The sequence below is a fragment of the Actinotignum urinale DSM 15805 genome (assembly GCF_000420445.1).
GTDB lineage: Bacteria > Actinomycetota > Actinomycetes > Actinomycetales > Actinomycetaceae > Actinotignum > Actinotignum urinale.
This window is the reverse complement of sequence record NZ_ATUY01000018.1, coordinates 1-12,037: the sequence shown is the minus strand read 5'-3', so window position 1 is coordinate 12,037 and position 12,037 is coordinate 1. Positions and strand designations below refer to the sequence as shown.

Annotated in this window: 12 protein-coding genes; 3 read left to right on the top strand and 9 right to left on the bottom strand. The window is 53.6% G+C overall.

Features of this window, described 5'->3' with window-relative positions; translation table 11 throughout:
• Positions 1-276: hypothetical protein (locus G445_RS11595; protein ID WP_022866377.1), on the bottom strand; the 276-nt coding region annotated here is incomplete at its 3' end.
• A gap of 65 nt (positions 277-341) precedes the next feature.
• Here G445_RS11595 and G445_RS0108610 point away from each other — a divergent pair.
• Complete coding sequence (locus tag G445_RS0108610) at positions 342-734, top strand: FadR/GntR family transcriptional regulator (protein ID WP_022867124.1); 393 nt, start codon at positions 342-344, stop codon at positions 732-734.
• A 25-nt stretch (positions 735-759) separates the two neighbouring features.
• Here the strand turns inward: G445_RS0108610 and G445_RS10610 are convergent, their stop codons facing one another.
• The 6 genes from G445_RS10610 to G445_RS0108580 form a co-directional block, all read right to left on the bottom strand.
• Positions 760-1,530 carry a DeoR/GlpR family DNA-binding transcription regulator gene (locus G445_RS10610; protein WP_022867123.1) on the bottom strand — a complete coding sequence of 257 codons (771 nt, stop codon included), beginning with the start codon at positions 1,528-1,530 and terminating at the stop codon, positions 760-762.
• Positions 1,531-1,813: 283 nt separating this feature from the next.
• A complete protein-coding gene (gene pdxA / locus G445_RS0108600; protein ID WP_022867122.1) occupies positions 1,814-2,854 on the bottom strand; it encodes a 4-hydroxythreonine-4-phosphate dehydrogenase PdxA in 1,041 nt (346 codons plus the stop codon).
• Positions 2,847-4,208 (bottom strand): four-carbon acid sugar kinase family protein, encoded by a 1,362-nt coding sequence (locus G445_RS0108595; protein WP_022867121.1) that lies wholly within the window; start codon positions 4,206-4,208, stop codon positions 2,847-2,849. Before G445_RS0108595 ends, pdxA begins: the two co-directional genes overlap by 8 nt.
• The gene (locus tag G445_RS0108590; protein ID WP_022867120.1) at positions 4,208-5,551 is read right to left on the bottom strand and encodes an MFS transporter; all 1,344 of its coding nucleotides are present in this window, start codon (positions 5,549-5,551) and stop codon (positions 4,208-4,210) included. The genes G445_RS0108595 and G445_RS0108590 overlap by 1 nt, the downstream gene beginning before the upstream one ends.
• A gap of 391 nt (positions 5,552-5,942) precedes the next feature.
• Positions 5,943-6,839 carry a hypothetical protein gene (locus tag G445_RS0108585; protein ID WP_022867119.1) on the bottom strand — a complete coding sequence of 299 codons (897 nt, stop codon included), beginning with the start codon at positions 6,837-6,839 and terminating at the stop codon, positions 5,943-5,945.
• 247 nt (positions 6,840-7,086) lie between these two features.
• Positions 7,087-9,153, bottom strand: a complete 2,067-nt coding sequence (locus G445_RS0108580) for a YjhG/YagF family D-xylonate dehydratase (RefSeq protein WP_022867118.1) — start codon at positions 9,151-9,153, stop codon at positions 7,087-7,089.
• Between the two features lie 98 nt (positions 9,154-9,251).
• Here G445_RS0108580 and G445_RS0108575 point away from each other — a divergent pair, with 98 nt between their 5' ends.
• The gene (locus tag G445_RS0108575) at positions 9,252-9,455 is read left to right on the top strand and encodes a hypothetical protein (protein WP_022867117.1); all 204 of its coding nucleotides are present in this window, start codon (positions 9,252-9,254) and stop codon (positions 9,453-9,455) included.
• A 105-nt stretch (positions 9,456-9,560) separates the two neighbouring features.
• Here G445_RS0108575 and G445_RS0108570 read toward each other — a convergent pair whose 3' ends face one another.
• Both G445_RS0108570 and G445_RS10605 read right to left on the bottom strand, forming a co-directional pair.
• A complete protein-coding gene (locus tag G445_RS0108570) occupies positions 9,561-10,487 on the bottom strand; it encodes a sugar phosphate isomerase/epimerase family protein (protein WP_022867116.1) in 927 nt (308 codons plus the stop codon).
• A gap of 10 nt (positions 10,488-10,497) precedes the next feature.
• Positions 10,498-11,784 carry a GntP family permease gene (locus G445_RS10605; protein ID WP_306718368.1) on the bottom strand — a complete coding sequence of 429 codons (1,287 nt, stop codon included), beginning with the start codon at positions 11,782-11,784 and terminating at the stop codon, positions 10,498-10,500.
• A gap of 7 nt (positions 11,785-11,791) precedes the next feature.
• On the opposite strand from G445_RS10605, the gene G445_RS11685 reads away from it, so the two are divergent.
• Positions 11,792-12,037: transposase (locus tag G445_RS11685; RefSeq protein WP_022867125.1), on the top strand; the 246-nt coding region annotated here is incomplete at its 3' end.

Below are 12,037 nucleotides of genomic sequence, written 5' to 3'. Positions count from 1 at the left end.
CGAAGAAAAATTGAACTCTGCCGCGAGCTGCCTCGCAGTCTCTCCAGCAAGGAAACGAGCGACAATCGAGCGCTTGAACTCCCACGAGTAAACAGCTTTCGTATCACGTGTCACAAGCACCATTTTCCCATGAAGAACCCACCTGTCATAAAGCGAATTCACCGGCCGAAATGGCAAACCAAGTTTTCTGGCTGTGGCTCGAGAGCCATAGCCCGCCTCAAACAAATCAACAGCCACCGCCCGCTGCTCCACCGACAACGAACTATCAGAACGCATAACACCCCTAACCCTAAAAACTGAACAAATAAACGTCCAACTTTCAGGGTTCAGTACAGGCGCGGGTGCGCGCGGCTCTGGAAGTTGAAGCTGTGGAGGAAGCCCTCCCGAAATATACGCCCGAGAAAATCGCGGAACTCGGGGAGATTATTGAACGTTTACGCGATGCCAAGAACGATTACGAGGTTTTCCCGTTAGTCGATCTGGAATTCCATAAGCACATTGCCGCCACGGCCGGGAATCGGGTACTTGAGGGCTTGCTTTCAACGATTCGCTCGTTGATTTCAATCTGGTTCGATAAGCGGGTTCGTAGCGGAGAGGACATAGATATTGCCTTCTACGAACACGAGGTTATTTATCAGGCGATAAAGCGCGGGGACGCGGCAACCGCGAGCGCCGCCATGCGCGTCCACATGCAAACTGCGAAAATTCGCGTCTTTAAATTCCTCAACGACTAGCTACAACTCAGCACGGCGCCGTGCACTACACCAAAATAATGTCTTGGGCGCCCGCGCGGTGGAGCTCCGCGAGCTTGGCAGTGTCGGTGTTTTTATCCGTGATGAGCACCCAGTTCTCGGGGAAAGCGGACCAGTAGGGCGAGCGATTATCTATGAATTTGCTTGAATCGGCGAGCACATACACCATATTTGCCCGGCTCATCATTTTGGTTTTCAAACTCGCCTGTTCGTAGCTCAGCGAGGCAATCCCCTGTTGGGGATGGATATGTTGGGCTCCCATAAACGCACTGTGTGCGTGAACATTGTCTAACATTGCCAACGCGGAACTGCCGTGAATATTATCGGACTCTGTGTGCAAGAAGCCACCTAACACCAGCACATTCACCTTATCTTGCAGGGCGAGGGCGTTCAGTGCACGCAAGCCGTTGGTTGCGACAGTCAATTTCTTTGTATTGTTGAGGGCGATACAGAGTCGCTCCGTCGTCGTCCCTGCATCGAAAATAATGAATTCGTCATCGTGAATAAATTGGGCGGCGCGCTGGGCGATACGGTTTTTCGCACCCATATTACGAACAACGCTCTCGCGCCCGGTGGGGAAAGCTTTGTGTTGGGGAAGGCTCACCGCGCCATATTTGCGGATAATTTTGCCCTCTTTTTCCAGGGTGATGAGGTCCCTGCGTAGCGTAGGGAGGGAAATATTCAAGATTTGCGCGAGCTTTGTGTTGTGGATTTTGTCGTAGCGTCCGTCGCTTAACAGGTTGATAATACGACGATGCCGCTCCACTACCTTATTCACAGCTTCTCTCCTCTCATTCATTGTCCCCTAGGGAATTGTAAATCTTTTTTATCGCAGTGAACAGATGAAGAAAGCGGGCACGTTCACCGCACCCGCTTTCCTGTCATTTACGCCTATGTGTGTGCCTTACGCTGAGCGCTACGCGGCGCAACGCATGGCACCTACACGCACCTACGCCTGAAGTAACACTTTTTACTTGTGGTTACGCGCCAGATGTTCAAGCGTTGATACTGTAGCGTAGGCCTGAGCGCTACGCGGCGCAACGCATGGCACCTACACGCACCTACGCCTGAGCAGTGGCGTGGCGTGCGTCGCCATCGAGCTTGCGCAAAGCAAATTCTGCACATACGCGGGTGGCTTCCACCATGGAACCGGTGTTCGCAATCCCCTTGCCGGCAATGTCGTAGGCGGTTCCGTGATCAACGGAGGAACGCATGAACGGAAGGCCGAGGGTAAGCGTAATAGCTTTTTCGAAATCGAGGGTCTTGCAGGCGATATGGCCCTGATCGTGGTAGAGGGACAGAATGGCGTCGTGGCGTCCGTCCAAAGAGAAGGCGAAAATGGAATCGCCGGGGAACGGACCGCGAGCGCGAATGCCTTCAGCCTGGGCTGCCTTCACCGCCGGCTCGATTTCGTCGATTTCTTCCATGCCGAACATTCCGTTATCGCCGTTGTGCGGGTTGAGGCCGGCAACCGCGATGGAAGGATCTTCAAAACCTATGCGCTCGAATTCCTTGTGGATGTTGCGAACGAAGTTCAACACGTTGTCTTTGGTGACGGCATCGCAGGCATCACGCAAGGAAATGTGGCGGGTGAGGAAGAATACGCGGAGCTTGTGGACGTGGAACATGGTGAGGGCGTATTCGGAATTCGTTCCCTTCTGGAAGATTTCCGTTTGCCCGGCGTGCTTCACGCCAACAGATTTCATGCCTTCCTTGTGGGTTGGCGCGGTGGACACGGCGTGAATTTTCCCGGCGTTACCCAGCTCAATAGCCTTCATAATGTAGGAATATGCCTGTTCCTGGGCTTCCTTCTGGATTTTGCCGAATTCAATATCGGCATCCGAGTGAACCCCAGTGTCGAGCACATCCACGATTCCGAATTCGAATTTTGCTTCTTCGGGATCGTTAATGAGATTCACGACGATTTCCTTACCGGCATCGCGTGCGGCGCGTTCGAGCGCTTTCTTGTTGCCGATAACGAAGGGGCGTGTCTGTTCATAAATGGATGGGGTAAGCACCGTTCCAAGAACGATTTCTGGCCCGACGCCAGCAGGATCTCCCAGCGTAATAGCGGTAATGGGACGACGGTTGACCTCAGTCATTGATCTTCCTTTCATCGAATAAACGATTAACGATTCTCACGGCGGTGTGTTCTGTTCCGGTGAGTCCGCCTTTACCCACCACGGGCAGACCATCGAACGGCCCACCCACAATTCTTCCTTGATCTGATTGGGGAATAACGTAATCTTCGAGGCTGATACCTCCAGCGTTGATGGCTTCGCAGGTGTTCACTAGCGTGTCTCCACCTGTGCAGTACAGTCCCGCTAAGCGCTCGGAGTACATTTCCATCACAAGTTGCGCCACATGCGCAAGGTTTTTGGCGAGGTTACGGGCTCCTTCCCCGTGCTCCAAATTCTTTTCTTTTTCAATTTTATCTAAGTTCACGATCGCTCCGCTGAGCGTTGTGTCTAGAGTGATAAGGAGAATACGCGGAGGGTTGGTTTCCAGAAGTTGACTTGCGCGCCGAACAACTTTCTTGGTTTCCTCCTCACACCAGAAGCCTCCCTCAATCATCGATTCGGAATAGACTTCCAGGGTGCTGGTTCCCTTGAGTTGTTGCAGGTACCCGAGTTGCATACGTGTTGTTGCGGTTGCAGAACCGGCGACGACGATAACTGTTCCTCGATCCGTTGGGGACGAATCGATACGCAACGCAGCTTTGGGTGTTTTCTCTTCGTAGGCAATTCCCTGTGCGAGGGCGTATTCCGTCGTAAACATTCCGGGGTCAACACACAGTGTCTTCCATCCCAGATCCGTAACCGCGCGTGCTATTTCGGCAACGTCTTCGTCGGATACGGAATCGCAGAGGAAGTAGCGGTAGCCTTGTTCGCGGTATGCGCGGAGTTTTTCTTCAATCGCATCGTGTCCGTTCATGACGTTTCCGATGCCGATGAAGGCAAGATCACCGCGGATTTGTTTACCCAGGAGTGTTGGAAGGTAGGAGTCCGTGATCGGTGACAGAATATCCTGCGCGACACCTGTGCGGGAAAGAAGCACGGAATCGATGAGCGAATATCCTGCCACAACCACGCGTTTTGAGGGTGGCATTGCGGGAACGATCACCGCAACATATTCCTCCCCCAGGACGTCCAGCATGGCGTCGATTTCGTATCCGATACCGCCTCGCATTGTGGTATCGGTACGTTTGGAAAAATGTGTTCCACCGAGGGCGACGAGTTCTTCGGTCGCTTTTTTCACAACACTGTACGCATCCTCAGGCGCCATTTGACGCGAATCTGTGGAGACGAGGAGCGCATCAATTGAGTCGGCGGGTACGTCCTTCACGTCCCCGATAGTGACGACGTTTTTCACGCCACGGGCCGCGAGGAGCGCGCCGGTCGTCGTCGCACCTGTGAGGTCATCGGCAACAATTGCGGAAAAAACTTTTGTCGTCATTACGCTGCGGCTCCTTCAACTTTTTCCTGTGGCTTGGGTTCCTTCATTGTCAGGAGAATAACGAAGGCGATAAGCAGGACCACTACGAAGTAGCTGAATGCCACGTTGTAGCTACCGGTCTTGTCAAGAAGGATACCGACGACGATGGGGGCGAAGAAGCCACCGAGGTTTCCGCCGGAGTTAATAATGGAGATGGTGAAGGGGTAGGTTTTTTCGGTGGTTTGGTTCATGGCGAATGCGGTGAACATGGGCCAGCCGAGGTTGAGGAAGAAGCCTGTAAGGATAAGGCTCAGGGCGACGAGGGCAACGTTGTTGGGAACGAGGAGGACGACAACGAACATCACGGCGGTGAAGAATGCTGTAATGAGCATGGTTGGCTTGCGGCGTCCGAAGAAGATGCGGTCTGATACCCAACCGCCGATAACGGCGCCGAGGATACCGCCGAGTGCGGGGCAGGCCGCCACGAAGCCCATCTTGAACACGTCATATCCGCGCTGTTCGAGCAGGTAGAGCGGAATCCATGTGAGCATACCGTAGAGAACATTGTTCATGAAGAAGTATGCGAGGGTGTCACCCCACACGTTCCAGGAGCGCATAACATCTTTGTTGGTTTTGAGCTGGGCGACTTCGCGGTAGCGGATGGCTTTGTCTACGCCTTTCATCCAGCCTGGTTCTTTGCGCGTGGCCGCCTTGATTTCTGCCTCTTCGTGTTCAATGTGGCGAAGTTCGGCTGCGTTGACGCGGGAGGATTCGCGCGGGGCGCTACGTACAAGCCAATGCCACACGATCGCCATAATAATGCCGGGAACGGCAAAGACCCAGAATACGTGGCGCCAGCTGAGGTAGTGGACGAGGAGGACGACGAGGGGCGGAACGAGCATGGGGGCGAGCTGTGTGGAGGCAATATAAATACCTGTTGCTGTGCCTTTTTCACGCTTGGGGAACCAGTTGTTAATGGTTGAGGTCATACCGACCGGGGTTGGGCCTTCCGTGAGACCGAGGAGGAGGCGGAGGATAATCAGCCCCATTGCCGTGGTTGGGAAGCCCATGAGGAAGGTAATAATGGAGAAAGAAAGGACTGCGTAGGTGACCATATTTCGGGTTCCGAAGCGTCCCATAATAAGACCTGCGGGAATCTGGGAAATTGCGTAACCCAGGAAGAACATTGATGCAATCAAGCCCTTCTCGGAGTTACTAATGTGGAATTCTTCCGCAATGAACGGTAGTAGCGTACCGATATTTGACCTGTCTGCCATGCAGACGACGTAGGTTAAGAAAATAACCGTCATGACAACCCAACGGTATTTTGTTGGTTTCATGGCTGTGCGCGGATCTGTAACCATTTATACTCCTTAATAATTCAGCAAACGCACCATCGCGTTTGAGCGAAACAATCATTTTGCGTCGTAGTAAAACTAAAGATGCCTTTTGTACGTTAGTTAATCGCGCGTTTCATGGCAATAACGATAATTTAAATTGAGCGCTTCAATCATTTATTGCGACGGGGATCGCATGCGTGTTATTTAAGGCGCGCAGTTTTGTGGTGCGGAAAAATGGCGACGCCCCGGCCAACCTACACCACACAACCCACTGGACCGGCCTACACCGCACACCCTTGGCTAACGCATGGGACTGCCTAAATCCTCCAATTTAGTTCTACAGCTCCAAAAACTTGTGAGTTAGTTACGGTTGAGAGACAGTTTGGCGGGACAATAATAACGGCCAGTTAAATGGTTACTCCCGATGTAGGGTGTACCAGTGGGATAGTTCTAAGGGCTCGTCGGGTTCGATTCGCAACGCCACACGTCCGTATTTGGCGTTCGTTCGATGAATCTCCACGCATCTATCTAAGCCGTAATCAAAAATCGATTGCATGGCAGACAGGGCAACCCAATGACGTTGTCCTTCCTCGCCGGTGTGTTCATGAATCATGAGGTGGCTCAGCGCGTCCCTATCCCACATCATCGACACCGTTTCTCCCGTACCCGGAAGCTGAAGGTGGAGAACACCGTCGTCGATATTAACGATTTGAACGATATCGCTACCGGGTTGCGTAGCTGGAAAAGATACGGAAGCGAAGCACTTCTCCGTGTAGTGAGACTCTTCAAAATCTACAGTTTTTGCGATGCGTGAAGGCGCCATTTGCCTTGGGTCACTTTCCAAAAATGCGCCACGCGGAATGCTGAGATTGAGGGAGCCCGGAGCATCGGGCAGGTCGATAACGCAACTGTACCCCACGGGTATTCTGATTTTACGACGTGCGCTGACCCGATCTTCTACGACAATGGCGTCGCGGTCGCAATAGACGCGTTTATCGATGCGCTCAATTGCGGAGGTTTCGGGGTAGGTGATGGAGGCGCACATTTCCGTGTCGGTAGTTTCGGTGACGGTCCACAAGTTATTCGCAGCGTATCCGTGATAAAAATGTGCGGACGGCTCCGGGGAGGTAGGAACCGGGGTGCCAAAGGGGATCGCAAGAACATCTCCAGAGGGGAAAGGTTGCGGATTACCGAGAATTGAGCGCCATGTGCCACCCGTGTGGAAACGCGGAAAAACAGCTCCGCCCTGTGCGCAGAAATCGACGCCAACGTCACCATGTTCAATGCTGTACACCGATGTTGAATTGCGCATATACCCATCCCCTGCGCCCAAAGCGCCGTACCGACGAAAGCCTATTCTCCCCAAAAATATCAGAATGTGCAGACCATCACAAGCCACCCGCAATTCGTTTCATATACGTTGCCACTGCTGTGAAAACTCGACATCCGCATGTATGAACGCGCCCAAAACGCCAGACACGACAACGCTACGCCACCACTTCTAAGAAGTGCGCGTCCTAACCTTGTTCGCACGCGCGCCAGCCATACTCGCGTGGGCGCTACTTCTTTTCGCGCGATAACGCTTTCTTTCCTGCTTCGAGCGTCTCAATAATTTTGTCTACGTCGTACACGCAACCGCGCCACATTCCACCGGAAGCATCCTGCAGAGCCGCCCACAATCGAGTATCTGCCGGCAGATCTTCATCGGGGGAAAGATCGGGGTGCGGGTTGCGCTGTGCAAGGACTCGCGCGCCTTCCTTGGGCGAAAGGGGGCGCGAGGCGTCGTCGCCAATATAGTTGAGCGAGCCTTCTAGGTTGACGGTGTCAACAACAATCTCGATGAGGTCGCCCTCGCGGAGTTTACCAATGGGGCCACCTGCCAAGGCTTCCGGGCCGACGTGCCCGAAACACGCGCCGGTGGAAACGCCGGAGAAGCGGGCGTCGGTAATGAGAGAGACGTGTTTGCCGTAGGGCAGTTTTTTCAGGGCGGAGGTGAGCTGGTAGGTTTCTTCCATTCCGGTTCCGCGCGGGCCGACTCCCGAGATGACGATAATGTCGCCCGCCGTGATTTTGCCGTCTTTGAGCGCAGCCATCGCGTGTTTTTCGCGAGTGAACATGCGTACCGGGCCGACGTGGTGGAAGATGCCGTTCGGCTGGACAACCGTTGGGTCGATTGCCGTGGATTTTACGATGGAGCCTTGCGGGGCAATATTTCCGACGGGGAACGTAACGGTTGAGGTTAAGCCGTTCTCGCGCGCACCTTCCGGGGTCATAATAATGTCGTCGGCACGCACATGGTTGTCGCGCAAAAGGCTTTCTTGGCAGAGGCGACGGCGCTCAGAACGTTCCCACCAATCGAGGTTTTCACCTAATGTTCGCCCGGTCACCGTGAGCGCATCTTCGTGAAGCAGGCCCAAATCGCGAATTCGTAGCATGGCTTCAGCAACACCACCAGCTTTGAACACCATTCCCGTCGGAAAATGTACCGGGCCATTGGGAGTCACCGACACGATGCGTGGCACGCGCTTGTTAATCGAGACCCAATCGTCAACCGTGGGCATGTTGAGGCCGGCGCTGTGGGCGATTGCGGTGAGGTGGAGAACGAGGTTGGTAGAACCACCGAAGGCCGCGTGCATAATCATTGCGTTCTCAATGGCTTTATCGGTGATGTAATCGCGGGTGGTGAGCCCCGCGTCCATGAGTGCGGACAGTGCGCGCGCGGATTCGCGACCGATAGCGCGCCAAATCGGCGTGCCTGAGGGGCAGAGGGCGGAATGCGGAATGGCTAGCCCGAGGGCTTCGGCAACAACCTGGGACGTTCCCGCGGTTCCGAGGAATTGGCACCCTCCCCCGCCCGAGGCGCAGGAACGGCACCCGGCTTCGGTAGCGTAGTCGAGCGTGATTTCCCCTGAAGCGTAACGAATACCAATGGTTTGAACGGTTCCGAGGTCCTCTCCACCGATTGGCATTTTTGTGGAGCCACCTGGAATGAGAATCGTAGGGATGTCGCGTTGCGCAACGAGCGCCATCATCGTTGCGGGTAGCCCTTTATCGCATGAGGCAATTCCGAGGGTGGCTTTGCGGGTGGGCAGGGAGCGAATGAGACGCCGCATTGTTTGGGAGGCATCGTTGCGGTAGGGCAAGGAATCAAACATGGCGACGGTTCCCTGCGAGCGTCCGTCGCACGGGTCGGAAACATACATGGCGTACGGGATGCGGTTATGCGTGGCAAGTTCTTCGGAGGCGCAGCGCACAAGTTCGTTGAGTTCAAAATGCCCGGTGTGTAGCCCCAGCGCGACAGGTGTTCCGTCCTCCCTGCGCATACCGCCCATTGTGGAAATGATGGCGACGTCTGAGTTGATTTGTTCTCCTGGCGCCCACCCCATTCCCACATTTTGTGTTTGGCGGAAGAGCACGCCGGAGGGTTCGTAGCGCAGTTGCTGGGCGGTAATGGGCAGGCGCCCGCGCGGACCTTCCGCATGTGTTTCTACATTATAAAGTTCCGGATCAGTTTCGTTGTAGATGTTACGGAAAGTTTGTGTTGGGTTTCCGTCGTTCTGGTTGCCACCCGCTTCGCTTCTCGCGCTATCGTCGCCACTCGTTTCGCCGATGATGCCGTCGTACATTGTTCCCCCTCGAATCCCGTGAGCGTGTGTTATCGCGACCTCACATTTAGCTTACCGCGACACCTCGTGCTTTTCTCGTTTTTCGACGACGAAAATTCGTGGCCTTGCGCCTCGCGTTCCTCAAGCCAAGCGCCCCCCAACACCGCGACGGGAAAACCCGCGCAAGAACTCTCATCCGTAACGTTCCCCAACACCAACGCCCCAGAGGAACCCGCGCAACGTTACTCACCAAACCCGCCCTCAACGCCGGTGCGGGCAACGGCCCCCGCCTTCGCGTCAAGAAGGAAAGCGTCCAGGCTTAAAACACACGTGTGGGGAACGCCCGCTTACGCAGACGTTCCCCACATTAACGTTAGATGTAAAACGAGAGGTAAAACATGTACTCTAACGCTAGATTTCCTGTTTCTTTAGAGGTTTGTTTCCTCAGCGTCACGAAGGATTTCGCGAATATACTGGGCGTTCTTCCAGCTCACACCGAGCCAGTCGCCACCGTATTGTTCGGCAAGGAAAGGTCCGTTGAAACCGAGGCGCAGTGCTTCTCGGATAACGAAGCGGTAATTGATTGTTCCTTCTTCAAGGGTTGACGGTGTTGAGAAATATGCACCGGTTGCCCTATCTTCGTCGCGAATGTAGTTCTTAATATGCCAGAAGTTGGCATATGGGAGAACCTGGGAATACATTTCTTCACCCTTGGGCATCGGGCGATGCAAACGAATAAGGTTACCGATATCGGGGTTGATTCCCACCGCATCATGGTTGAGGTCCTTAATGAAGGAGACTGCACCTTCCGGTGTTCCAATGAAGGTATCCTCATACATTTCCAGGCTGATTTGAATACCAACTTCTTTCGCGTGGTCGGCGAGTTCGGTAATACGCTCAAGTGCAAGATCACGATTCTTGGGATCATCAACGTGACCCTGTTCGTACCAGAACCACAACGCCTTCTTTTGCGCGTCTGTCAATCCTTGCATAAAGCCAACATTGACGATTGTTGCACCAAGGTCAACCGCTTTTTCAACGTAGCGGTGTGCCATAGCCAAGTATTCTTCGCCGTGAACTTCATCAATGACTGAGCGACGTCCCATGGACAGTGAGGAAATATAAAGTCCTTCGTCGGCAAGAACCTGTTTGAAGTCCTTATATTCCTGGTCGTTGAGCTCTGTGAAGGGAACCCATTCATCGATAGGATCGATGCAATCGAATCCCTTATTCTTTACTTGACGCAGATGCTTCTGCCAAACCTTCGGGCCGGCTTCGCGAATATCTTGTCCTGTTTCCGTTACTGTGCCGAAGGACATCTTTGCCGCAATCGGCCAGTTTTCTGCTGTGTACATTAATTTTTCCTTACATCGTCATAGGGATGGCGTAGTACGCCACTACGGCAAGGGCGAAGGACATGAATCCAACTGCCGTCGAAATAACCGACCAGGTTTTCAGCATCGTCTTTGTATCAATTCCGCAGAACTTACTGACGAGCCAGAAACCAGAATCATTAACGTGTGAACATGAAATAGCACCTGCACAAATTGCCACAACAACAAGTGCATGATGAATCGTTGGAAGGCTAGCGGCCTCCACGGATGCTTGCATCAACCCCGCAGCTGCTGTTGCCACAACCGTCGCCGAGCCCTGCGCAATACGCAGAATAACCGCAACCAAGAATCCAGCAACAATAATGGGAAGCCCTGAATGTGAAAGAACATCAGCGAAGGCTGGCCCAATACCCGTTGCCGTCAGAACAGCAGCGAACATACCGCCCGCACCTGTAATAAGAATAATCCCACAGACCGGTGCAAGGGAATCATCCACAACTTCTTCAAGCTTGCCACCAAGGTTCTTGCGGTTCGGCCACACAACGAGTGTAATCATTGCAACAACGGAGGTGATAAGAAGGGCAATGGGCGTATTACCAATCAGCAAACCGAAATCGTACAGGAAACCTTTATCCGGGATAATGCCCGCTTTACCTAATGTTGAGAAACCAGTGTTGATGAAGATTAACACCAGTGGCATCAAAAGAAGCGTTAGAACCAATCCGAAGCTGGGGAGCTTCTTACCTTCTTCTTCATGGTATTCACCGAGAATACTGGGAACTTCCATGTGAGGAACTTTCTTTGCAAGCCACACAGCAAGCTTGTAGCCAGCAAAGTACCAGACCGGAATACCAATAATCAGGGACACGAGAAGCACGAAACCAACATTAGCCCCAAGAACCATTGCTGCAGCAACCGGACCCGGATGAGGCGGAGCCAAAGCATGCATCATCAAGAACGCACCGGTTGACGGCAGGACGTACAGGAGGAACGAGCCCCCCAATCGTCGTGCAATCTGGTAGATAATCGGCAACATCACAACGAACCCGGCATCCAAGAAGATGGGGAATCCGTAGAAGAGCGACGCAACCGAAAGCGCAAAGGGCGCGCGTTTTTCACCAAACTTGCGCAACATGGCGTCGGCAAGAACCTTGGCACCACCTGTAACCTCAATAATGCGACCAAGAACCGCGCCGAAACCAACGAGTAGCGCAACGCCACCAATCGTTTTCGAGAATCCGCCAACCAAAGTCTCCACAACATACGCGAGCGGAACTGAAGCGTACTGGGTTTTGTTCCTGTCTGTTTTTGAGAGGATTGGGAATATGGCTAAGAGGTATTCGCAGGGTTTTAAGGATCGCGCGGTTCGGATGGTTAGTGATCGTTTGAGCCAGGATGGCTCGTGTTCGCAGTGGAGGGCTGTTAGCGAGATTGCTCCGAGGTTGGGAGTGGCGGTGGAGTCGCTCAGACGCTGGTATGAGCAATCATTGGTACAGGCAGGGCAGCGTCCAGGACTCACTCGTGAGGAGCATGCTGAGATTAAGCGTCTTAAGCGTGAGAATGCCGAGTTG